This window comes from Krasilnikovia sp. MM14-A1259 (assembly GCF_047159535.1).
Lineage (GTDB): Bacteria > Actinomycetota > Actinomycetes > Mycobacteriales > Micromonosporaceae > Actinoplanes.
Map to the genome: position 1 here is coordinate 7579667 of NZ_BAAGAJ010000002.1, position 24038 is coordinate 7603704.

The window sequence follows — 24038 nt, forward strand, 5'->3', positions numbered from 1 at the left end:
GACAAAAACCCGGGAGGCCAGGTCGACCCGGCAGGTGGCGGGTCCCGGTCCCGTGGAGTGTCGCCGATGCTTTCCCGCTGATCCCTCGGAACACCCGTCACGCGTGGCCGGTTCGCGTGGCGATGCCGCATGCCCTGGGCCGCCGTGAGGGCGGCCGCCGCCGTCGTCCGGCGGCCTTGAATCCCCGCCGTGCGGCGGGGCCCATCGCCTTCCCGCAACAGAAAGGCCGGCAGATGGTCGCCGTCAACCCCACGATCGCACCGGACCGTACGGACACCGACAGCTCGGTGCTCGCCGAATTCGGGTACCAGCAGCAGCTGCACCGCAAGCTCGGCCCCTTCGCGGCGTTCGCCTCGGGGTTCTCCTTCGTCTCGATCCTCACCACGGTCTTCCAGCTGTTCGCGTTCGGGTTCGGCTTCGCCGGGCCCGCCTTCTTCTGGACGTGGCCGCTGGTCTTGGCCGGCCAGCTGATGGTCGCCCTGGTCTTCGCCGAGCTTGCCGTGCGGTACCCGATCTCGGGCTGCATCTACCAGTGGTCGCGGCGGCTGTCCAACGGCGTCACCGGCTGGTTCGCGGGCTGGTTCATGCTGATCGGCCAAGTCGTCAGCGTGGCCGCGGCCGCCATCGCGTTGCAGGTCGTCCTGCCGTCGATCTGGCCGGGCTTCCAGGTGGTGTCCGGGGACCCGGCGCTCTCGTCGACGAGCGGCGCCACCAACGCGGTGCTGCTCGGCGCTGTGCTGATCACGCTGACCACGGTCATCAACGCGGTCGGGGTACGGGTGATGTCGCTGGTCAACAGCATCGGTGTGGTCTGCGAGATCGCCGGCGTGGTGCTGCTGGTGGCGCTGCTGTTCTCCCATGCCGAGCGCGGCCCGTCCGTGGTCATGGACACCGGGCACGCGGGCGGCAGCGGATACGCCATGGCGTTTCTCGCTTCGGCGCTCATGGCCGCGTACGTCATGTACGGCTTCGACAGCGCCGGTGAGCTCAGTGAGGAGACCCGTGCGCCGCGCCGTACGGCGCCGCGGGCCATCATCCGGGCACTGGTGGTGTCCGGTATCGGTGGCGGTCTGCTGCTCATCGCGGGCCTGATGGCCGCGCCGAGTCTCACCGACGGCGACCTGGTCGCCGGTGGCCTGCCGTACGTGGTGACCAGTCAGCTCGGCACCGGTCTGGGCCGGGCGCTGCTGGTCGACGTGGCGATCGCGGTGTTCGTGTGCACCCTGGCCATCCAGACCGCCGCCACCCGGCTGATGTTCTCGATGTCCCGCGACGGGGTGCTGCCGTTCTCCGCGCGGCTGGCCACGGTGAACGACCGGACCGGCACCCCGCTGCTGCCGGCCGTGGTGATCGGGGTGCTGGCCGTCGCGATCCTGCTGGTCAACGTCGGTCAGGGCGCCCTGTTCACAGCGCTGACCAGCGTCGCGGTCGTCGTGGTGTATCTGGCGTATCTGCTGGTCACCGTGCCGGTGCTGGTGCGCCGGATGCGCGGCGGCTGGGCCTCGGCGGTTCCGGACGGGCACTTCGGCCTGGGGCGCTGGGGCCTGCCGGTGAATCTGGTCGCGGTGGGGTTCGGCGCCTTCATGGTCGTCAACATGGCGTGGCCGCGGGAAGAGGTGTACAACCCGACCGCCGGCCCCGCGTACCTGCGGTACTTCGCGGGGATCGCGCTGGCCGTGATCGTGGGGCTGGGCATGGTCGCGTACGTTGCCCGCCACCGGCGCCCGCAGGCTGCGACCGCGATGCCGGGTGGTGCCTCGTGAGTGAGGGATATCGGCACGACGTGCCCGGCGGGGCCGCCTGGTCGGTGACGCTCCGCCGCGGTTCGACCCTGCGGTTCGAGGCCCTCGGTACCGATGCGGTGGCCAGTGTGCTGCTGTTCGCCGCGCCGGACCCGGTGGAGCGGCTGAACGTCCCGGACACGCTGAAAGCGCAGATGTCCGCCCGGATCACCCCGCCCATGGTGCTCATGTCCGACGTGGGCCGGGCCCTGGCATCCGTCACCGGTTCCTCGCTGGACTGGCACGACGCGATCACCGGGCACAGCGTCGACGCCGACCTGGACCGTTTCGGGGCGTCCGACTTCGGCCGCGACCGCAACGGCTGGCGGCGCAGCGCCCGCAGCCTGCTGCTCGACGAGCTTTACGTACACGGCCTGGGCGAGCGGGATCTGCATGCGTGCGTGAACTTCTTCGCCAAGGTGGCGCCCGCATCCGGCGAGCGGGCGGCGCTGGCGTACGTGCCCGGCCACGCCCGCACCGGCGACTGGGTGCGCCTGCGCGCCGAACAGGATCTGCTGGTGGTGCTGGCCACCGCGCCGCATCCCCTGGATCCGGCACCGCGCTGGAACCCGGCCCCGGTCCGCGCCGACGTCGCCGCGGGTGCACCGGACCCGATCTGCGCCGACGACCCCAGCATGACGTTTCGTGCCGAGTCCGCCCGCGCGCTGGCCGCCGCCGAGAGGAGCCTGCTGTGACCGGTACCCGGGAAACCGTGAGGCTGCTCGACGTGACCGTGGCCGCGGGGGACGGCTGGATCGGGGAAATCCCGGCCGGTGGCCGGCTGCGCATCGTCGACCTGCACGGCAACCAGGCCGTCGACACGCTGATCTACGACGCCCGGGACACGGCCAACCGATACAGCGCGGTGGATACGGTCCGGGCGCAGGGGGCGGTCTACCTGAGCACCGGATCGGTGCTGCGCAGCGTCCGGCACGACCCGCTGGCGACCATCGTGGACGACACCTGCGGACGCCACGACACCCTCGGCGGGGCCTGCGCCAAGGAAAGCAACGTGGTCCGCTACGGCGAGCACACCCGTCACCAGCACGCCTGCCGCGCGACCTTCCTGCGCTACGCGGTCACCCGCGGGCTGGACAAGCGCGACCTCACCCACAACATCAACTTCTTCATGAACGTACCGGTCACCCCCGACGGTGGACTCACCTTCGCGGACGGGGTGTCCGCGCCTGGCAAGCACGTCGAACTGCGTGCGGAACGGGACATCCTGGTGCTGATCAGCAACTGCCCGCAGCTCAACAATCCCTGCAACGGCTACGACCCGACCCCGGTACGGCTGCTGGGGTGGACGCGATGACGCCCGCGTTCGAAGTCCTCGTGCCAGGCATCCAGACCACCGTGCAGGACCTGCCCGGCCGGACCGGGCTGTGGGGGGTCGGGGTGCCGCCGTCGGGCGCCTGGGACGACCTGTCCTTCGGCCTCGCCAACCGGGTGGTCGGCAACCCGGCCGGGGCTGCCGGGCTGGAAGCGGTGCTGCGCGGACCGAAGCTGCGGGCCCTCACCGACGCGGTGGTCTGTGTGACCGGTGCAGCCACCGCGGCCACCCTGGACGGCGTCGCGGTGACGCCCGGGCATCCGACACCGGTCGCGGCCGGGCAGGTCCTGGACCTCGGCCCGGCCAGGGGGCCGGGGCTGCGCAGCTATCTGGCCGTCCGGGGTGGGCTCACGGTGCCTGTGGCCCTCGGCAGCGCCGCCACGTTCCTGCTCGGCGGGTTCGGCGGGCACGAAGGGCGGGCGCTGGCCAAGGGCGATGTCCTGCACGCGGGAGCCGCGGGTGCGGCGGAGCCGTCCGAGGTGCCGCTGCCCGAACTGACCGGCGACTGGCAGTTGCGGGTGGTGCCCGGCCCGCACGGCGCGCCTGAGCACCTGTCCGAGGAGGGGATCGCCGAGCTGTTCGCGGCGCAGTGGCGGGTCGACCACCGCGCCGACCGTACCGGGGTGCGCCTGGCCGGGCCGAGCCCGCGCTGGGCGCGCAGCGACGGCGGCGACGCGGGACTGCACCCCAGCAACATCCACGACAGTGCATACCCGGTCGGCGGAATCATGATCTCGGGGGACACTCCGGTGATCGTCGGGCCGGACGGGCCCAGCCTCGGTGGCTTCGTGGTGGCGGCCGTGGTGATCCGGGCGGACCGGTGGAAGCTCGCCCAGGCCCGTCCCGGCGACCGGATCCGGCTGGTCCCGGTGTCACCCGAGGACGCCGACGCGGCCAACGAGGACCACCGGGCCCGGCTCGCGGGGGACGACAACATCAGCGGCCCGGGCGGACAGCAGGCCGCCTTCGCGGGGGAGCAGCCCCGGCCGCGCCGGCTCGCCGTCCGCGGCGGGCGGCGGCCCGCGCCGCTGGCCGAGATACCCGCCGACGGGGACCGGCCGGCGCTGACCGTACGGCGGGCCGGTGACCACCACGCGCTGGTGGAGGCGGGCCCGGCCGCCCTGGATCTCGCCGTGCGCCTGCGCATCCACCTGCTGGCCGGTGCACTGGCCGGCGACGACCGCATCGTCGAAGCCGTGGAGGGGGTCCGCTCGTTGCTGCTCGCGGTCGACGAACGACGGCTGCCGTTGCCCGCACTGGCCGAGCGTGTCGCGGCCGCGTGGGCCGCACTGCCCGATCCACGTACGGTGGAGCTGACCGCCCGCGAGGTCACCATGCCGATCGCGTTCGACGACCCGTCGGTGCACGAGGCGATGGCCCGCTACCAGTCCGGGGTACGGCCCGACGCCCCGTGGTGCCCCGACAACGTCGAGTTCATCCGGCGCATCAACGGGCTGGACCGGCGCGCGGACGTGTTCGACATCGTGAGCTCGGCGGCGTATCTGGTGGTCGGGCTCGGCGACGTCTATCTCGGCGCGCCCGTGGCGGTGCCGCTGGACCCGCGGCACCGGCTGGTCACCACCAAGTACAACCCGCCGCGTACCTGGACGCCGGCCAACGCGGTCGGCATCGGCGGCGTGTACCTGTGCGTGTACGGGATGGAAGGACCAGGTGGGTACCAGCTGGTCGGCCGCACCGTGCCGGTGTGGCGCTACGACCCGGACAGCACCGATCCCCCGTGGCTGCTGCGGCAGTTCGACGTGCTGCACTTCACCCCGGTGACGCCGCAGCGGCTGGCGGAGCTGCGTGCCGACGTCGCCGCGGGCCGGTCGGGGCTCGAGACCCGGCCGGTGACACTGCGGCTGGCGGACCTGCTCGACACCGCGGACGCGACGGAGTTCACCGCCCGGCGCGCCGAGGCGTTCGCCGCCGAGCGGGACCGGTGGGCGGCTCAGGCGACCGCGGCCGCGACCGCGGCTGTGGCGCCGGCTCAGACATCCGCGATCGCGGAGCCGATCCAGGCCTCCACGGTGGGGGAACCGGTCCCGGCGTCCGCGATCGCCGAGCCGGCCACGGCGGGTGTGGCGTGACGGCGGCCGTCCCCCAGGGCGCCGCGCCGCTGGCGGCGAGCGGGCAGTCCGCCTGGATCACGGAACTGCCCACTGACGAGGTGGCGGCGTTCGCGGCCGCCGCCCCGGACGGGCCGCTGACCGGCGTACGGTTCGGCATCAAGGACAACCTGGACCTCGCGGGACATCCCACGACCGCGGCCTGTCCCGGACTGGCCGACTCGATCGCCGCGACCTCCGCGGTCGCGGTGCAACGGCTGGTCGACGCGGGTGCCGTTCCGGTCGGCAAGACCAACATGGACCAGTTCGCCACCGGGCTCGTCGGGACCCGCAGCCCGTACGGTGCCTGCCACAGCGTGCACAGCGCGCAGCACGTCAGCGGCGGCAGCAGCTCCGGCAGTGCGGTCGCCGTGGCGAGCGGGCAGGTACCCCTGGCCCTGGGCACCGACACCGCCGGTTCCGGCCGGGTGCCCGCCGCATTCAACGGCATCGTCGGGATCAAGCCGACCCGGGGGCTGATCTCCACCCGCGGACTGCTGCCGGCCTGCCGGTCGCTGGACTGCGTCACCACCTTCACCCGTACGGTTGCCGACGGTACGGCGGCCCTGGCGGTCCTCGCCTCGCCGGATCCCGGCGATCCCTGGTCGCGGCCCGCGCCGCCGGCCCCCGCCCCCGGGGTGGCGGCCCGGATGCGGGTGGTGGCCGTGCCCGACGGGGGCCTCGACCTGGACCCGGTGCACCGGGTGGCGTGGGAGGCGGCGCTGCGCCGGCTCGACACGGTGGCAGCCCACGTCGTGCCGGTCGACGTGACGGCGTTCCTGGAGACGGCCCGGCTGCTGTACGGCGGCCCCTGGCTGGCCGAGCGGTGGGCGGCGTTCGGTGCGTACCTGTCCGCGCCCGGTGTGGATCCGACCGTGCGGGCCGTCGTCACGCCCGGCCGGGACGTGCCGGGGCCGGAGGTGTTCCGCGGGCTCGACCGGCTGGCGGGGCTGCGGCGGCGGACCGAGGCGGTGTGGCCGGACGTGGACGCGTTGATGCTGCCGGTCACCCCGGGACATCCCACTCTGGCCGAGGTCGCCGCCGACCCGGTCGGGGTCAACAGCCGGCTCGGGACGTACACGAATTTCGTCAATCTGCTGGATCTGTGCGCCGTCGCCGTTCCGGCCGGCACCCGGCCGGACGGGCTGCCGTTCGGTGTGCAGTTCGTGGCGCCCGCCTTCGCCGACCGGCCCCTGCTCGACCTGGCCGCCGCGTGGTGCGGCGAACCGGTCGCCTCATTTTCCCCGGATGCCGGGACCAGCCTGGTGGCGATCGCAGGAGCGCACCTGAGCGGAATGCCACTCAACCCGCAGCTGGTGCAGATGGGCGGGCTGCTGCACGCCCGGGCCCGCACGGCGCCGGGGTACCGGCTGTACCGGTTGCCGGGGGCGGGGGTGGCCCGCCCGGGACTGGTGTTCACCGGCGACGGACCGGCCACCGGCATCGCGCTGGAGGTGTGGCAGTTGCCGCACCAGGCGGTGGGACGGCTGCTCGACACCGTGCCGCCGCCGCTGTGCCTCGGCACCGTACGGCTGGACGACGGCACCTCGGTCACCGGTTTCCTGGCCGGCGAGCACGGGGTGCGCGACGCGGTGGACGTCACCGCATCCGGCGGCTGGCGTGCGGCCTGCAGGTGAACGCTCACCGCCGCGCCCGCCGGTGAGCTGGGCGTCCTCGCCATCCGGCGGGGGTACAGCGACCGCTTCACGGGATGTCTCGACCTCTCGACGTCCGCCCGGGCGGGCGGACCGAGCCGCGGGGCGTTCGTAGGCTGTCTCGCGTGGAAACGGTGATCTCGCTGGGGCTGCTGCTGGCGGTGCTCGGGTTCGCCGTGGCCCGTCCGGGCGGGTTGCCGGAGGCCGTGGCCGCGGCGCCCGCCGCCGTGCTGGCGGTCGCCGCCGGGCTGGTGCCGGCGTCGGTCGCGTGGCGAGAGGTCGTCGGGCTGACGCCGACGGTCGTGTTCCTGGCGGTGGTGCTGATGCTGGCGCATCTGGCCGACACGCACGGCGTGTTCCGCTACGCGGCGGCGGTGGCCGCCCGCGGCAGCCGCGGGCGTCCCGGCCGGTTACTGGCGGCGGTGTTCGCGGTCGCCGCCACCGTGGCCGGGTTCGCCGTGGCCGAACCCTTCGGCGTGCATCCGGCGTGGATCGCCGCCGCCGGCGTCGTACTGCTCGCCGCACCCGAGCTGCGCCGCGCACCGCGCCGGGCCGGCCGCCTGCTGCGCGAGGCGAACCCGGCGTTCTGCGTGTTCGTGTTCGCTCTCGCCGTCGTGGTGCTCGCGGTACGCCGTCACGGGCTCGACCAGGTCGTGACCGTGCTGGCGCCACACGAGGCGAGCCTCGCCGGGATGCTGGCCGCCGCCGGGCTCGCCGCGCTCCTGGCCAACCTGATCAACAATCTTCCGGCCACCCTGGTGCTCGTGCCCGCCGTCGGTCACCACACCGGCCTGGTGTTCGCCGTACTCATCGGCGTGAACGTGGGGCCCAACCTGACCTTCGTCGGGTCGCTGGCCACCCTGCTGTGGCGGCAGATCCTGCACCGGCGTGACGCGGCACCGGCCACCGGCGAGTTCCTGCGCCTCGGCGCGGCAACCGTACCGGCGTGTCTGCTCGCCGGAACGGTCATGCTGTGGCTGGTCCTGACAACCTCGGGGGTGTCATGAAGATCCTGGTGTGGCTGGCGGAGGGCACCTGGCAGGCCGGTGTGGACGCCGCCCGGAGCGGCCCGGCCGACGCCGAGATCATCCTGTTGCACGTCGTCGACCCCGCGCTCGCCGCGGGTGTCGACGCCGCCCGCGCGGGCCTGCTCGGCCGCGGCCGGCCCCCGGCGGGTCACGGAGAGATGATCACCGCGATCGACGACGCCGAACGGGCCCTGCTGCACGCCGCCCAGACGCGTCTGGGCCGCCCTGCCCGCCCGCTGCTGCTGCGCGGACGCGCCGACCGCGAGGTGACGGCAGCGGCGGCGGACGCGGAGCTGCTCATCGTGGTCCGCGACGGCGACCACCGCCATCTCGGGCCGCACAGTTTCGCCCCGCCCACCCGCTTTGTCGTCGACCACGCGCCCTGCCCGGTCCTGATCGTCTGGCCCGACCCGCCGGCCACGCCCGACACCCTCGTGACCCGGCGATCTTTCTGAGGCTTCACGGGCAGCGATCCGCGCGTGCCGTCACGGACGCGACGCGCCTATGATCCTGTGGTGACGGATGACGCTGCCCGCCGCGACGAACTGACGCAACGGGAAAGCCTCGCGGACGCGAGGGACGCCGCGTTCCACATCCAGCAGCGCGACGCGGATCAACGCGACATCGACGCGGAGCAGCGCGACTCGCGCGCAGCCATCCGCGAGCAGGCCGCGGACGAACGCGAGCAGGCCGCGGACGAACGCGACCGGGCCGCAGACGAACGCGAACGGGCCGCGAATCGGCGTGACCGCCACGCGGACGAGCGTGAACGGGCCGCCAACCGGCGCGAAGCCCGGTTGGACCAGCGGGAGATCGACGACGAGCTCGCCCGGTGGAACGACCCCACGCCCACCGACTGACAGCGCATTTCACTGCCGCGGGCGTGACGGCGGCTGGACACCACGTGGACCGGGGCGGCCGCGCTCGCGCGGCCGCCCCGGTCCGAAGGGCTACTGGGCGCAGATCAGGGACACCGATGCGGTCCACGACCTGCTGGAGCCGTTGCTGTCGTGGCGGGTGTCGATGTCACCGCCGGTGAGCAGCGACTGGGAATGCGGGACGAGGCGGTCGAGGTAGGCCTGACCGCCGGCGCCGTCCAGCCCGCCCGCTGCGCTGATCGCCCGGGTACCGGCAGGGCATTCCTTGGTGACTGCCTTGTCGGCGGTGCTGCTGGCGCTGACCGTGCGCGGTACGAGTTGCAGGCCGGCCGGTGCGTAGCCGCAGATCGCGGAGGCCAGGGTGCCCGCGTCGTTGTTGTTGGCCTGCTCCTCCTGGTAGGAGTCGACGGTGACCGAGCGCAGGTCGCTGGAGGGCACCAGACTGTCGAGGATCATGCCCGGCGCCTGGTGCTGGAAGTACCAGAACGGCCCGGCCGCGGCGCCCCCGACGCTGATCACCTTCTTGCCGGCGGGGCAGGTGACCGTGGTCCGCACGCCCCGCGCCCCCGTGTTGGTGGAGTTGACGGCGGAGGTGTACGCCAGGCCGAGTTCCGGCCGGTCGGGTCCGCAGACGGCCCACGAGTAGACGGTCCAGGTGCCGGTGTAGCCGCCGACGGCTTCGTGGGCGCTGGCGTAGAAGTGCGTGCGGTCGCCGCGGCTGTCGAGCTCGTAGAGGATCACGTCGTGGCCGCCGCCGACGATGTCGCCGCCGCCGCCGTAGACGACGGTGCCGGCCGGGCAGGTGGCGACGGCCTGCTTGGAGAACCCGGAGTCCGTGGTGCTCTGCCCGGGCACGAGGCGCAGGTCGGTGCCGACCGATGCCGATGCGGGGCTGGACAGGGCCAGCTGGCCGGCGGTCAGAGCGGCGGCGCCGGCCAGGGCCAGGCCGATCAGGCGGGGACGGCGGGAGGTCTGGGGTGCTTTGGTGTCGTTCACGGTGTTCGTCTCCTCGTGTCGCCGGGATGCGCGGGCCGCGCATGCCTCTCGCAGAGACAGGCGTGAGGAAACGGCTCACCGCCGGTGAGGTCACAACTCCCAGCGAAGCGGGGCGGCCGGGCGGTAGGCGCAGGCCCGGCCGGTGATCACGGAGGCGCGCAGGTGGGCGCCGAGCTCAGGATGCGTACGGTCGATGCGGCGCAGCGCGTCGCGGATGCGGGCGGTGACCGTACTGCGGGCCCGCTCGCCGGTGTCGCCGAGACGCCGTACCCGCCCGCCGAGCCCGTACGCCCGGGCCAGCTCGTCGATCAGTGCGGCCCGCTCGGCGCCGTAGCGTTCGAGGCGCCCGGCGTCGTTGTCGTCCTCCGCCTCGGCGATCTGTTCGTCGAGCTCGGCGAGCCGTTTCTTGTACGCCGCCCGGGCCTGCTGGTCGATCACCTCGTCGCCGCCCAGCTGCTGCGCCGGTGCCTCGACCCCGGCCAGCAGGCGTGCCGCCGGGACCTCCTGCCCGGGTACGGCCAGCAGCGTGGCGAGATCCCGCAGGCCCTTGGCGTCCCGGAGCTGGACGCTGCGCCCGGCGTAGCGCAGTGTCCACACTTCACCCTCGCGGCGGAAGACCGCCGATGCCGGATCGGCCACCGGCTCCTCGGCCAGGGCCCGTACCGTCTCGTCGTGCAGTGCCCGCAGTCCGAGTTCGGCGGCGGACTCGGCCACGTCGGCCAGCAGCGTCCTCGCCCGGTCGTGGTCGCCGGGGCCGCCGCGGCCGCGCAGGGCGAAGCCGAGGTGGGCGCGGACCCGCGCGGCGATCGGGCGCGCAGCCAGCCGCTCGGTGACGCTCAGCGCGTCCTCCAGGTGCGTGACCGCAAGGTCCCAGTGCTGCTGGGCGGCCGCGGCCAGTCCGAGGTAGAGCGAGACCGGCCCGAGCACACTGATCACGCCGTCCAGGACCACCATCTGCTGGGCGTAGGGCAGCAGGCGTTCGTAGTAGTCGGCGCAGCGTCCGGACAGCCCGGTGGCGGCGGCCAGTTCGATGTCGAAGGCGGCGCCGGCCAGGGTGTGCGACCGGTTCGCGGGCTCGTCGGTCTGCAACGGCAACGCCCGCAGGATCTCCCCGGCGGCCGTCCGGTCGCCGCGGCCGAGCGCGACCATCGCGTGGAACAGCGGCGTGAGTTCGGGACGGACCGCCCGGTCGCCCAGTTCCGCGCGGAGCTCGGCGGCCCCGGACCACCCGGCCCGGTCCAGCGCGGCCACCAGCCGCTGGCTGGCGTGCACCCCGAAGCCCGCCGACTCGCCGATCAGGTCGGCGAACCGGGCCGCCTGCTCGCCGAGGCTGCGGGCGTCCGCGTCGCGACCGTCGAGGTGGGCGAGGGCGGCCTGCCGGGACAGTACGAGGTAACGCGGGGTGGGCAGGTTCAGCTCGGCCGCGAGTTGCTCCAGCTCCCGGATGGCGGCCAGCGCCCGAGGATCGGCCAGTTCCACCATGGCCACGAACCGGCAGAAGCGGGCCCGGAACATCAGGTCGGGCACGTTGCCCGCATCGGCGGCCGTGGCCATCTCGTCGGCGATCGCCAGCCGCTGCGGTGCGCTGCCCGGCGTCCACATCACGTCGTGGCGGGCGTGCAGGCACCACGCCATCGCGGCCTTGTCGCCACTGGCGTGGGCGCTCGCACACGCCCGGTAGGCGAGCGCCGTGGCGCGCTGCGGGTCGGCGCCCGGCCCGTCGTGGTGCTCCCGGGCCAGTGCCGCCAGCACCCGGGCGTACAGGGCGACCGCGGCGTCGTCGGGCACCGCCTCCAGCGCGTCGGCGGCCTGATCCAGCAGGCCGATCACGTCCCGGCGGGCGCCCTCGGAACCGGCGCCGAGCCGGTGCAGGCCGAGCGCGGCGGCACCGAGCGCCGACGCGTCCCCGGTGCTCGCCGCCAGCCGGGCCGCGTCGGTGAACGCGGCCCACGCCGCGGCGCGGTCGCCCGCGCACAGCAGGGCCTCGGCGGCACTCAGCCGCACCGGCAGGGGCACGGTCCCGCCCTGTTCGAGCAGGCGCAGCGCCTGCCGCCAGTGCCGCACCGCCTCCTCGTAGGCCAGCCGCGCCCCGGCGTGCTCGGCAGCGGCGACGGCGAACTCCGCGGCCACGGCCGGTGCGATTGCGGGTACGGCGAGCGCGTAGTGGTGGGCCAGTTCCCCGGGTGTCACGTCACCGCCGCGCGCGGCGCGCTCCTGCAGCGCGGTGGCGATCGCCAGGTGGGTCCGGGAGCGGGCGTCGCCGGACAGGGCGCCGTACAGCGACTCGCGGAACAGGTCGTGAGCGAACCGGTGCCGTCCCACACCGGCCGGGACGAGTACGCCGGCCCGCACCGCGGTCTCCGTCCGGGCGAGCGTGTCGGCGTACCCGATGCCCGTGGTCGCCGACAGCAGCGCCACGTCGAACTCGGCTCCGATGGCCGAGGCGGCCGACAACGTCGCGACGGTCGGCTCGGGCAGACGGGCCATCCTCCGCAGGATGGCGTCGCCGACCACCGCCGGGAGCCCGCTGCCGGGCACCGGCCGGGTCACGCCGGCGGTCAGCCGCGAGAGCTGGGTGATGAAGAACGGGTTTCCCCCGGTACGCCGGTGGACCGCCGCCACGAGTTCCGCGGAGGGCTGCCCGCCCGCGGTTCGTCGCAGCAGTTCCGCCGTGGCGTCCTGATCCAGCCCCTCCAGCGATACCAGTTCCGCATCGGGCGGCAGCGTGGCCATCAGGTCGCCGACCGGATGGTCCGAACCGATGTCGGCGTCGCGGCAGGTGCCGATGAGCAGTATCCGGTCCCGCAGCACCTGCCGGGCGACGAAGCTCAGGAGCCGCACCGCCCCGGCGTCCGCCCATTGCAGATCGTCGAGCACGACGACCAGTGGCGCCCGCGCGGCGGCCTGCCGCAACTCGTCGGCCACCGCGGTGAACAGCTGGAACCGCATCCCGTCCGCATCGGCGGCGGCGGTGGGCCGGTCCGGGAACAGCGGCTCCAGGTCGGACCGGCCGTTACCGGCGGCGGCGCGGACGATCTGCTGCCAGGGCCAGAAGCCGGCGACGCCGTCGCCCTCCCAGCACGCCCCCCAGGCCACCGTGGCGCCCAGACCGGTCGCATGGCCGCAGGCGTACTCGGCCAGTGCGCTCTTGCCGACGCCGGGCTCGCCGTAGATCAGGACCAGCCGTCCGCGTCCGTCGGCCATGTCGTCGACCACTTGGCGCAGTCGATCCGTGGACGACTCCCGGCCCACGAGGTCGGCGGCGGCGACGGGTACCGACACGCCGCCATTGTCGCCCACGTTCTTCGTCGACCGCGACATTCACACAGCGGGTTAATTTGCCCCTAATCGTCCCATAACGCTGCATTCGCGGGTGGAGACTGCATCCGGACGGCCCGATGATCGCCACTCGCGAAGGAAGACCGACATGTCATCAGCCCGCGGTATCCGTGTCTGCGTCACGCTGGGGGTGCTGGCCATCGTGCTCGGACCCGCCACCTCGACCCAGGCGGCGGCCCATTGCACGCCGGTCGCCGGCAGCTATGTCGAGCGGCCGGTCACCGGGCCCAGCTGCACCTCCCCGGTCGGGTTGTGCATCGAGGCGACCTACCGCGGCGACATCAGCGGTGTCGCCGAGGGGCGTGCGACCTCCATCGTGCCCACCGCGGACACGCCCACGACCACGGTGCAGCTGTTCACCTCCGACTCCACCCTCACCGGCAAGACCCGGGGCCGGACCGGCACCCTGCTCATCAAGAACGCCGGCGCGTTCGCCTCCGGCGGCGACGGCTCGATCGTGGACCTGCAGACGATCACCGGAGGCACCGGATACCTCGCCGGAGTCACCGGGGCGATCCGGGCGCAGGGCACGTTCTCGTTCCCCGACGGCGGGCGTTCCCGTTACACCGGCACCGTGTGTTTCCACTAGGTAGGGTGTGACACCCCCCGACCCCAGGAGGTCCCTCCATGTCGTACGGCGACTTGCGCGCACTGGTCATCAACTGCACCCTGAAACGCTCCCCGGAACTGAGCCACACCCAGGGGCTGATCGACCTGAGCCGGTCGATCATGGAGAAGCAGGGTGTGGCGGTCGAGGTGCTCAGGGCCGTCGACCACGACATCGCCACCGGCGTGTGGCCCGACATGACCGAACACGGCTGGGCCACCGACGAGTGGCCGGCCCTCTACCGCGACAAGGTGCAACCCGCCGACATCCTCATCATCGCGGGACCCATCTGGCTCGGCGACAACAGCTCGGTCACCAAGAAGGTCATCGAGCGCCTGTACGCCTGCTCGTCGCTGCTCAACGACCGCGGCCAGTACGCCTACTACGGCCGGGTCGGCGGCTGCCTCATCACCGGCAACGAGGACGGCGTCAAGCACTGCGCCATGAACATCCTCTACAGCCTGCAGCACCTGGGCTACACCATCCCGCCCCAGGCCGACGCGGGCTGGATCGGCGAGGCCGGGCCCGGCCCGTCCTACCTCGACCCCGGCTCCGGTGGCCCGCAAAACGAGTTCACCAACCGCAACACCACGTTCATGACCTGGAACCTGCTGCACCTGGCCCGGATGCTCAAGGACGCCGGCGGCGTTCCCGCCCACGGCAACCAGCGCAGCGAATGGGACGCCGGCTGCCGCTTCGACCTGCCCAACCCGGAACACCGGTGACGTGAGCACCCGGCGCTACGAGATCCTGCTGCCGGCCGAGTTCAACGACGGCCGGCTCGTCATGGACTCCTGCCCGAGATGCGTGCCGGATTCGCTGAAGGAGGTCGGCGACACGTTCGGCGCGTTCACGTTCCGGCCCGACGCCGCCCTGGGCAACTGGACCGCGGACGGCCGCCGCTACTCCGACCGGCTGTTCGCTTTGGTCGTCGACGTCGACGACACCGCGGAGCACCGGGCCTGGATCGCCCATTTCAAGACCCACCTACTGCAACGATTCGAGCAGCTGGAGATCTACGTGACCAGCTACCCGATCGAGGTGCACTGACCGGGAGCCGGGGCGTACCCGGCTCCCGGTCGACGGCTCAGCGGCACGCCCTCCCGGTGTTGAGGCACGCGGCGATGCGCTGCATCGTCCGGGTGGAGTTGACGTTGACGAAGTCGTTGTGGTCGGAGAACGGGTTGTGGTTCTCCTCGGGGAACGAGTCGAGCGCGTACTGGCCCTTCACCTGCACGTCGCGGGGAATGTTGTACGAGATGGTGATCCGTAGCTGCGGGATGGCGACGAACCCGGCGGGGCAGGCGCCGGTGGCCTTGTCGGCGAACGCGACGTGCCGGCGGTGGTTGTCGCTGTCGACGTTCTTGCCGTCCCAGCAGCCGGGGAAGTCCTGCACCCGCTGCACCTGGCTGCCGGCCGGGCAGATCGGGTACTTGTCGGAGAGCCGGTCGGTGAAGCCGGAGCAGGTCCAGGTGGCGCGGGCGTTGGCCGGGCCGCGGCTGGTGGGCTTGGCGTCGCCGGTCAGCTCGCGCAGGAACCTCGGCATGGGTACGACACGGCCGGCGGCGTTGCCCCGGTACTCGATGAGGACCTTCGCCGGGCGGACGATGCCGCCGGTGTTGCCGGGCAGTTCCAGGTTGGGTCCCTGCGGGTCGGGCAGCGGCGCGTTGCTTGCCGTGGGTGCACCGCTCGGCGGCGCGGAGCTGGCCGTGGGTGCACCGCTCGGTGGCGTGGAGCTGGCCGTGGGCGCGCCGCTCGCGGTGGCGGGTGTGCCGGTGGCCAGGCCGGTGGCGGGTGCCTGGCTCAGGGTGCATGACGCGAGCGCGTCGAGGCCCTGCGGTCGGGCCGCCTGCCGGCCGACGGCGATGGCGATGCGGTCGAGCACGGCGCTGCGCTTGGCGCGCAGCGGCCCGAGGATCGCGTTGTCGATGAAGTCCGGGCCACCTTGGCCGCGGGCGGTGACGAGGCGTTCGTTCGCCTCGGAGATCTGCCGGTCGAGCTCGTCGAGGTCGCGGTTCACCTCGGCGAGGGCCTGTGCGGGCACGCCGGGCAGCTTGTCGCGGACGCCCGGGCACCGTACCTGCGGGGTTGCCGCCCGGGCGGCCTGGACGCTCGCAGCGTGCGAGGCGCCCGGCATCGCGGCGTGCATCCCGTCGTAGCTGACGTCGCAGTCGACCAGGGAGACCAGGCCGGTGGACCGGGCGCCGCCGGCCGTACCGATGCTGGCGCTGATGCTCCGGATCAGGGTTGCCCGGCGCGCGCGCAGCCCGTCGAGGATGCGGTTGTTGAGGGCCGCGTCGATGCGGCCCCGGCTGGTGGTCATCCGCTGGTTCGCGGTGGCTTCCAGGCGGTCCAGCTCGGCGAGGCGGCGCACGACGACGGCCCGGACCTCGGCGGGCACGGCGGGCAGCCGGTCACCGACCCGGGGACAGGCGATCACCGGCTGGGTCCGGGCGAGTGCCTGCCGGACCTGGCTGCCGCTACGAACGGACCGGTCGATGCGGACCACCGGCCAGAAGTACGAGGACCGGTCGCCGTTGCGGCACGTGGTGCCGGAGGCGGCGAGGTCGGCGTCGGACGAGTTCGCGGTGATGGCCAGGTTGCCGACGAAATCGTGCAGATGTTCGGCGCCGTTGCGGATGCCGGGCTGGGCCACGGGGTTGTCCGGGCTGAACTTGCCGTTGCCGTTGGTGCCGCAGTCGACGGCGAAACGGCCGGTCGACGCGCCGCGCAACGGCTTCGGGTCGTTCACGTTCGGCGCGACTTTCTGGATCGGGACGTACTGGTCGAGGGTGGTGGCGGCGTCCGCGGTGCCCTTGCCGCCGCTGGACACGAACGTGACGGTGAGTGCCGCGGTCGCTGCCAGCACCGCCGCCACCAGGGTCAGCCTGGCCGGCCGGGACTCCAGCCAGGGTTGCTTCTCCCTGCGGTTCATGGGGATCTCCTCATGGTCGTGAGAGGCCGGCTTCGGTCGGGTGCCGGCGCCATCGGGTACGGGCCGCGATGCGTCGGACGGTCGACTCAGGACGGGTACGTCATCGTTCGGTAAGAAGTCCAGGGCCGCGTTCTTCCCGCACCCGCCGGACCCCGCGTGATTGCCTCACAACCGGCTATCCGGTCATATCGCGCCTTGCGATCACTCTGCGTCTACGACAGCCGTGCCGACTTCCGCACCTGATCGGGTGGCGTCGGTGCAACCGGGTTCGCCGTCGATCCGGCCACCGCCGTGGCCGAAGTTGATGTTGCGGGAGTCCGTGGCGGGCTGGTTTGATCCCGGCATGAGTGCTGGGCGGTTCGCCGAGAAACTGCTGCCGCCGCCCGGGCTGCCGCGCACCATCGCGTTCCAATCCGGGATGAACGCCGTCGGGAGTGGGGCGTTCCTCACCGCCGGGATGGTGTTCTTCGTCCACGTGCTCGGGATGACCCCGGTGCAGGTCGGCATCGGGCTGTCCGTCGCCGGACTGACCGGGCTGGCCGGAGCGTTGCCACTGGGGATGGTCGCCGACCGGCTCGGGGGGCGGGCCGCGTGGGCGATCGGGGCGGTGACCGGTGCGGTGTCGCTGGCGGTACTGCCGTTCGTGCACGCGTTCGCCGGTTTTCTCGCCGTGCTGGTCGGGTCGGCGGCCGCCGACACGCTGGCCGGGGCCGGTCGCACGATCCACACGTCAGACGCGATTGCGGCCGAGGGGCGGGTGCGGGCGATGGCGTTCGTCCGGACGTACCTCAACATCGGGCTCTCCGTCGGGACCGGGCTGGGGGCGCTCGTACTTGCGGCCAACGGGGCCGAGGCGCTGATCGCGCTGATCTACTTCGCGGCCGCGTTGAAGCTGGTCAATGCGGTTGTCGTGAGCCGGCTGCCGGTCGCCGTCCGGCCGGGGACGGCGGCGGACGCGCCGAAGGTGAGCCGGCTCGCCGTACTCACGGACCGGGGATATCTCGGCTACGCGGTGCTGGCCGGGGTGCTGCTGGTCCATGCCTACCTCATGACCGAGGTCCTGCCACTGTGGATCATCACCCGGACCGACGCCCCCAAGCCGGTGCTCGGGCTGCTGTTCGCGCTCAACACGGCGCTGGTGATCCTGCTGCAGGTGCCCGCCTCGCGGGGGTCCGAGTCGATGCCGGGTACGCTGCGGCGGCTGCGGCTCGGTGGGCTCACCGCAGCCCTGGCCTGCCCGGTGGCGCTGGTCAGCGGGCTGACCAGCGGGTGGCTGACGGTCGCCGTGCTGGTGCTGGTCATCGTGCTCGTCACCGCGACCGAGCTCGGGTTGTCCGCCGCCGAGTGGTACGTGCAGACGAACGTGCCACCACCCGCCATGCGCGGGGCCTACATCGGACTGGGGCAGCTCGTCGGGTCGGTGTCCGGCACGCTCGCGCCGGCCGGGCTCACCCTGCTCGCCATCCAGACGGGCGGCTGGGGGTGGTGGGTGATCGCCGCGATCTTCCTGGGCTGCACGATCGCCGCCGGGCCGGTGGTCGGGCTGATGTGTCGTACCCCGCGCGTTGATGGGGTCCAGCACCATGAGCAGGCAAATCCGGCGGTCCAGACACATTGATCGGACCACGGGTTCGGGCCGGAAAAATGATCTGGGAATTCCTTGACGAAAGATCGACTGATGTGCATACTCAACCGGAAGTTTGGGGGTGTGTCAGTCGAACGTGGGTTCGGGGGGCTCTCAGATCGAACGTGGTTTCGGGGGGCTCCGTGTTTGCTGATGACGACACCGCTGTACTCGCCGTTGTGGTGAACGACGAGGAGCAGTACTCGATCTGGCCCGACGACCGCGAGGTGCCCGACGGCTGGCGCCGCGAGGGCACCACCGGCACGCGCGAGCAGTGCCTCGCCCACATCGACGAAGTCTGGTCCGACATGCGGCCCAAGTCACTGCGCGTCTGGATGGACGAGAACGCGGCGCAGGCCTGACCCCGGCGAACGCTCATGAATGACATTTACCCCGCCCTCGGCGTGCAGCGCGGCATGGTGCTCGGCAGCCTGCGACGCCCGGCGAGCGGCATCGACGTGCAGCAGATCGTCATCGACTGGCCGGCCCCGGTGGACCGAGCCGCGTTTCTCGCGACCTGGCAGAGCGCCTTCGACCGGCATGACGCCCTGCGCACCGCGTTCCGCACCGACGGCGACCTCGGTCTCGTGCAGACCGTCGCCGGCCGCGTCGATTGCCCGGTGCGGCACAGCGACCTGCCGCTCGACGCGTTCCTTGCCGCCGACCGGATCGAGCCGTTCGACCTCGCGCAGGCCCCGCTCGCCCGTATCACCCTGCTCGGCGGGTCTGACCACGTGGTTTTCACGTTCCACCACGCCGTGCTCGACGGGCGCTCCACCCGGCTGGTGCTCGACGAGGTCTTCACCGAATACCGGGCGCGGGTTGCCGGCGAGCGTGCCGAACACCCGCGGCGACCCTCGTTCGAGTCGTTCGTGCGCTGGTGGGACGGGGTCGACGGGGCCGCGGCCGAGATGTTCTGGCGCGACTACCTGGCCGGCGCGGCGCACCCGTGGCCGCTGCCCGGGCGGCTCGGCGAGCCGGATGACGGGCCCGCCGCCGCGGCCACCGCCGAGCTCGTGCTGACCAGGGACGAGTCAGACCGGATCCGGGCGTTGGGTACGCAACTCGGAGCCGGCGCGAGCACGATGGTGACCGCCGCGTGGGCCCTGCTGCGCGGTGCGTGGGGCGGCACCGGTGACGTCGTCTTCGGCGTGACCCGGTCATGCCGTTACGGCAGCGTGCCCGGCGCCGACGCGATCGTCGGCATGCTCATCAACACGGTCCCGTTCCGGAGTCGAAATGCTCCGCAGTGGACGGTGCGGGAGCTGCTGGCCGACACCGCGGCCCGGATGCTGGAGGTGCGCGAGCACCAGCTGGCCCCGCTCGCCTCGGTGCTGGACTGGACCGGTCTGGCCCCCGGCACCCTCGACAGCCTGCTGGTCGTCGAGCGGCAGCGGCTCCAGCACGGCCTGGCTCCGCTCGGTCAGAACGGCACTGCTCCCCAGGTGCGCATCCATCGCTCGCCCGCTCATCCGGTGACGCTCTACGCCTTCGATGAGCCCGAGCTGTGCCTGGCCCTGTTCTGGGACGGTCGCCAGGTGCACGATGCCGCCGCCCACCGGATGCTCGCCCAGGTCCGCGCCACCCTGCTCGAACTCGCCGACCGACCCGATGCGCGCGTGGCCGACCTGCGCCTTGGCACCGACGACGAGGCCGCGCTGCGAGACCGCTGGAACGCGTCACCGGCGAAGCGCCTGCACACCGTGGTGGACATGTTCGCCGCCCGGGTCGCGGCCGACCCCGCCGCGCCGGCCGTGCTCGACGGCGCCACCACGCTCAGCTACGCGCAGCTCGACATCGACAGCGATCGGATCGCCGCCGCGCTACGCCGGCACGGGGTGGGCACCGACGAGCCGGTCGGCGTCGTCATGCGGCGCGGCGCCGGGCTGATCCGGGTACTGGTCGGCATCCTGAAGGCTGGCGGGGCCTACCTGTGCGTCGACCCGGCCAGCCCGCCGGTCTGGGCGAGCGCCCTGCTGCAAACCGCCAAGGTACGCGTCGTGGTCGGCGCCCTCGCCGAACAGCCATCCGGGATGCTGGTCGTCGACCCGCAGACGCTCGACGCCGACGAAGCCGCCGAGGCCGAGGTGCTGCCGCCGGTACACCTCGACAACCTCGCCTATGTGACGTTCACGTCGGGCTCCACCGGTGTGCCCAAGGGCGTGACCGTGCCGCACCGGGCCATCGCCCGGCTGGTCACCGACGCGGCGTTCGTCACGCTCGGCCCGGGCCGGCGGGTGCTGCACGCCGCACCGCCCGCGTTCGACGCCAGCACCCTCGAGATCTGGGGCCCACTGTGTACCGGCGGGGCGGTCGTCACCGCGCCACCCGACCCGATCGCGCCGGCCAACCTCGCCACCCTCCTGCGCAGCGGCCGGGCCGACGTCGCGTGGCTCACCGCCGGGCTGTTCCACCACCTCGCCGAGACCGCGCCCGACGCCCTCGCCGGCGTCGACCAGATCGTCACCGGTGGCGACGTCGTGCGACCCGAAGCGCTGCGCGCCGCCCTCACGGCCCGCTCCGGCCGCCCCCTCGTCAACGGGTACGGGCCGAGCGAGAACACCACGTTCACCACCACCTACACGATGAGCACGCCGGACGAGCCGGGTGAGCGGGTGCCGATCGGCAGGCCGATCCCGGACACTACTGTGCACATCCTCGACGGGCAGTTGCGGCCGGTGCCGATCGGGGCGGTGGGGGAGCTGTACACCGGCGGCGCCGGGCTGTCCCGCGGCTACCTGGCCCAACCTGCCGCAACAGCCCACCGGTTCCTGCCCGACCCGGCCGGCGGCGGTGCCCGGCTGTACCGCAGCGGCGACCTGGCCCGCTGGCGCGCCGACGGGGTCGTCGAGTTCCTCGGCCGGGTCGACAACCAGGTGAAGATCCGCGGGTTTCGCATCGAGCCGGGCGAGGTCGAGGCCGTGCTCGCCGGGCACCCCGGCGTCGCCGAGGCCGTCGTCGTCGCCCGGGGCGGCGACGAGCAGCGGCACCTGGTCGGCTACGTCACCGCCGCGGACCCGTCGCTCGACGCCACCGAGCTGCGCCGTCACCTCACCGTACGGTTGCCGGCCTACCTGGTGCCCGCCGCGTTCGTGATCCTCGACCGGCTGCCGCTGGGCAGGAACGGCAAAGTCGACCGGGCAGCACTGCCCGCGCCGGCCCCGCAGCCGTCCACGGTGGAGGCCGGGCCGGCGACACCGACCGAGCGGCGGCTGGCCGAGATATGGGCCTCGGTGCTGCCCGGCGGGCGCACCGCCGACGGGCTCGCCCGCAACGCCGGGTTCTTCGCCGAGGGCGGGAACTCGCTCAGCGCTGCCCGCCTGACGTTTCGGGTGCAGCAGGAGTTCGCGGTGCCGTTCAGCCTGGCCGCGCTGTACGCGCAGCCGACTCTGTCCGGCGTCGCCGCCGCCGTCGACGCTGCCGTCGCCACTCGACCGGCCACTGACGGGCCGGTGCTGCGCCGCCGTGACCGGTCGGCCAACCGGGTGGCACCGCGCACCGGCTCGCACCTGGTGCCGCTCGTCGGCGACTGGGCGCTGTGGTCGACGATCTGTCTGCGCGCCGCCGGGTTCCCCGCCGAGCTGCTCACCCCGCTGGGCGACCCGGCGCTCGCCGCGGCCGTCGACCGCCCCGACTACCCGCAGGAGTTCGCTCGGGCGGTCGCCCGGCTCGGGACCGCCCTGCACACTGTCGCCGCCGACCCGGCGATTCGCGAGGCGATCACCTGGCAGAACCGGCACGCCCTGACCACCGGCGTCGACCCGCTGCTGCGTGCCGGGCCCGCTCCGACCCGGCGGGCCACCAAACACCGCCAGCACGAGGCCCTGGTCGCCAGCTACCTCCAGCGGTACTGCGCCAAGAACGACACGATCGGGTTCTTCGGCCCAGTCGGCTGGGCAACGTTCGCCGATGGCGACGCCGTGACCGTCGAGCACGCTCAACCGTCGCCGCTCGCCCGGCTCGTCGACCGGCGCACCGTCTACCTGGAGGGCTGGGCGGTCGCGGCCGTGCTCGAGCCGTTCACCGCGGCGCTGCGGCCGTGGCTGGTTCCCCGCCGGCCGGCGTTTCTCGACGTCGACGGGTCGCTGCTACGGGTGCCGGGCGCTCCGCCGATCGCGCTCGACCCGCTGACCGCGGCCGTGTTGCACGCGTGCGACGGGGCGCGCGACGCCCGCGCCGTCGCCGCGGCGTTGCCGGTCGGGCCGGACGAGGTGTACGCCGTCCTGGAAAAGCTAACCATCGAGCACCGGCTGGTGTGGCGGCCGGAGATCGCGCCGCACGACACCCGGCCGGAACGCACCGCCCGGTCGATGCTCGACCGGGTCACCGACGAGGCGGTGCGGGTGGCGGCGAGCGATGCCCTCGACGGCCTGTGTACGGCGCGCGATGCGGTCGCTGCGGCAGCCGGTGACCCGGATCTGCTGGCCACCGCGACCAGCGCTCTGGAGTCCACCTTCACCCGGCTCACCGGCAAGCCGGCGACCCGGCGTGCCGGGCAGCTCTACGCCGGGCGGACCATCGCCTACGAGGAGTGCCGCCGCGCCGACACCGTACAGATCGGCGTCGGCACCCTCGACGCGGTCCGCGCCCCGCTGGGGCTCGTGCTGGACAGCGCCCGCTGGTTCACCGCGGCCGGTGCGGCCATCTACCGGCGGGTGTTCGCGCAGACCTACCAGCGGCTCGCCGCCGACCTCGGCACCCCGGTCGTACCGTTCGCCGAGTTCTGGCTGCGGGTCGGCCCCACGCTGTTCACACCGCCGGAACGACTCACCGGTGCGCTCGGCCGGGCCCTGCAGCAGCGCTGGGCCGGCGTGCTGCGGCTGCCGGCGGACGCCCGGCGGGTCCAGCTGTCCACAACGGACCTCGCTGAACGAGCCCGGCAGGCGTTCCCGCCCGGAGAGCCGGGCTGGCCCACCGCCGTGCAGCACAGCCCGGATCTCATGCGCGCCGGTGACCAGTGGGTCCTCGGTGAGCTGCACCCGGGCGTCAACACGATCCGCTACGCGACCTGGCTGGAATTTCACGACGACCCCGCCGCGCTGCGGGCCGCCCAGGCCACCGACATCGGCCGGCCGGTGGCCTACCCGGCCGAGACCGGGCAGGACGAGGGCGTGCCGACCCGGCAGAGCAATGCCCTCGTCGGCGCTGACGACGTGCGACTGGTATTCGCCGCCGACTCGTTCGGCCACCCGCCGGAGCGCACTCTGCCGGTCGGCGCGTGCGACCTGGTCGACACCGGCGACGGGCTGCGGGTGCGCCGCCGCGACGGCCGGCTCGACATGGACCTGATGGCCGTGCTCGGCGATACCGTCGCCGCCGGTCTTGTGCAGCAGTTCCGGCTGCTGCCTGCGGCCGAGCACACGCCTCGGGTCACCCTCGACGGTCTCGTCGTCAGCCGTGAGTCGTGGACGTTCGAGGCGTCCGCGATCAGCTTCGCCACCGTCGGGGACGAGGCCGACCGATACCGCCGGATGCGGGCCTGGGTCGCCGCCCACGACCTGCCCCGGCACGTGTTCGTGCGCTGCGCCGGGGAGCGCAAACCGATCTACGCCGACCTCACGAGTCTCGCGTCGGCCGACCTGCTCGCCCGCGCGGTCCGGCGCGCGGCCCGGCACAGCGGGCCTGCCGCGGCGGTGACCGTCGTGGAGATGCTCCCGGCGCCGGACCAGCTGTGGCTCACCGACGCTGCCGGGCAACGGTACGCGGCGGAACTGCGCATCGTCGCGGTGGACAGGCGGAGGAACTGACGTGGCG

17 protein-coding genes are annotated in these 24038 nt (G+C 73.2%); 14 read left to right on the top strand and 3 right to left on the bottom strand.

Annotated features, from left to right (window positions below; all coding sequences use genetic code 11):
• The first annotated feature begins 233 nt into the window (after positions 1-233).
• The 8 genes from ACMCNK_RS34375 to ACMCNK_RS34410 all read left to right on the top strand — a co-directional run bounded on the left by ACMCNK_RS34375 (position 234) and on the right by ACMCNK_RS34410 (position 8765).
• Positions 234-1763 (top strand): amino acid permease, encoded by a 1530-nt coding sequence (locus tag ACMCNK_RS34375; protein ID WP_412740492.1) that lies wholly within the window; start codon positions 234-236, stop codon positions 1761-1763.
• On the top strand, positions 1760-2476 hold the full coding sequence (locus ACMCNK_RS34380) for an urea amidolyase associated protein UAAP1 (RefSeq protein ID WP_412740493.1): 717 nt from the start codon (positions 1760-1762) through the stop codon (positions 2474-2476). Before ACMCNK_RS34375 ends, ACMCNK_RS34380 begins: the two co-directional genes overlap by 4 nt.
• Positions 2473-3096, top strand: a complete 624-nt coding sequence (locus tag ACMCNK_RS34385) for an urea amidolyase associated protein UAAP2 (RefSeq protein WP_412740494.1) — start codon at positions 2473-2475, stop codon at positions 3094-3096. The genes ACMCNK_RS34380 and ACMCNK_RS34385 overlap by 4 nt, the downstream gene beginning before the upstream one ends.
• Positions 3093-5204: a 5-oxoprolinase/urea amidolyase family protein gene (locus ACMCNK_RS34390; protein WP_412740495.1), complete on the top strand. Its 2112-nt coding sequence runs from the start codon at positions 3093-3095 to the stop codon at positions 5202-5204. Before ACMCNK_RS34385 ends, ACMCNK_RS34390 begins: the two co-directional genes overlap by 4 nt.
• The gene (gene atzF / locus ACMCNK_RS34395) at positions 5201-6859 is read left to right on the top strand and encodes an allophanate hydrolase (protein WP_412740496.1); all 1659 of its coding nucleotides are present in this window, start codon (positions 5201-5203) and stop codon (positions 6857-6859) included. The genes ACMCNK_RS34390 and atzF overlap by 4 nt, the downstream gene beginning before the upstream one ends.
• 143 nt (positions 6860-7002) lie before the next feature.
• A complete protein-coding gene (locus ACMCNK_RS34400; protein ID WP_412740497.1) occupies positions 7003-7884 on the top strand; it encodes an ArsB/NhaD family transporter in 882 nt (293 codons plus the stop codon).
• Positions 7881-8360, top strand: coding sequence for a universal stress protein (locus tag ACMCNK_RS34405; protein WP_412740498.1), 480 nt, complete (start codon positions 7881-7883; stop codon positions 8358-8360). The genes ACMCNK_RS34400 and ACMCNK_RS34405 overlap by 4 nt, the downstream gene beginning before the upstream one ends.
• Positions 8361-8420: 60 nt before the next feature.
• Entirely contained in the window at positions 8421-8765 is a 345-nt protein-coding gene (locus ACMCNK_RS34410) for a hypothetical protein (RefSeq protein WP_412740499.1), read from the top strand.
• Positions 8766-8855: 90 nt separating this feature from the next.
• On the opposite strand, the gene ACMCNK_RS34415 is transcribed toward ACMCNK_RS34410, so the two are convergent.
• Together ACMCNK_RS34415 and ACMCNK_RS34420 are read right to left on the bottom strand one after the other, a co-directional pair.
• Positions 8856-9779: a hypothetical protein gene (locus tag ACMCNK_RS34415; protein ID WP_412740500.1), complete on the bottom strand. Its 924-nt coding sequence runs from the start codon at positions 9777-9779 to the stop codon at positions 8856-8858.
• A 90-nt stretch (positions 9780-9869) separates the two neighbouring features.
• Positions 9870-13061 carry an ATP-binding protein gene (locus ACMCNK_RS34420; protein ID WP_412740501.1) on the bottom strand — a complete coding sequence of 1064 codons (3192 nt, stop codon included), beginning with the start codon at positions 13059-13061 and terminating at the stop codon, positions 9870-9872.
• 145 nt (positions 13062-13206) lie between these two features.
• On the opposite strand from ACMCNK_RS34420, the gene ACMCNK_RS34425 reads away from it, so the two are divergent.
• From ACMCNK_RS34425 to ACMCNK_RS34435, 3 genes are read left to right on the top strand one after another with little or no spacing between them, the layout of a single operon-like run.
• Positions 13207-13707, top strand: a complete 501-nt coding sequence (locus tag ACMCNK_RS34425; protein ID WP_412740502.1) for a DUF3224 domain-containing protein — start codon at positions 13207-13209, stop codon at positions 13705-13707.
• A 38-nt stretch (positions 13708-13745) separates the two neighbouring features.
• Positions 13746-14450: a flavodoxin family protein gene (locus ACMCNK_RS34430; protein WP_412740503.1), complete on the top strand. Its 705-nt coding sequence runs from the start codon at positions 13746-13748 to the stop codon at positions 14448-14450.
• Position 14451: 1 nt separating this feature from the next.
• Entirely contained in the window at positions 14452-14775 is a 324-nt protein-coding gene (locus ACMCNK_RS34435) for a hypothetical protein (protein WP_412740504.1), read from the top strand.
• A gap of 37 nt (positions 14776-14812) precedes the next feature.
• Here the strand turns inward: ACMCNK_RS34435 and ACMCNK_RS34440 are convergent, their stop codons facing one another.
• Complete coding sequence (locus ACMCNK_RS34440; RefSeq protein WP_412740505.1) at positions 14813-16660, bottom strand: DUF1996 domain-containing protein; 1848 nt, start codon at positions 16658-16660, stop codon at positions 14813-14815.
• 343 nt (positions 16661-17003) lie between these two features.
• On the opposite strand from ACMCNK_RS34440, the gene ACMCNK_RS34445 reads away from it, so the two are divergent.
• The 3 genes from ACMCNK_RS34445 (at position 17004) to ACMCNK_RS34455 (ending at position 24031) form a co-directional block, all read left to right on the top strand.
• Positions 17004-18278 (top strand): MFS transporter, encoded by a 1275-nt coding sequence (locus tag ACMCNK_RS34445; RefSeq protein ID WP_412740506.1) that lies wholly within the window; start codon positions 17004-17006, stop codon positions 18276-18278.
• Between the two features lie 149 nt (positions 18279-18427).
• Positions 18428-18646: an MbtH family protein gene (locus ACMCNK_RS34450; protein ID WP_412740507.1), complete on the top strand. Its 219-nt coding sequence runs from the start codon at positions 18428-18430 to the stop codon at positions 18644-18646.
• 15 nt (positions 18647-18661) lie between these two features.
• Positions 18662-24031 (top strand): amino acid adenylation domain-containing protein, encoded by a 5370-nt coding sequence (locus ACMCNK_RS34455; protein WP_412740508.1) that lies wholly within the window; start codon positions 18662-18664, stop codon positions 24029-24031.
• Positions 24032-24038: the final 7 nt, after the last annotated feature.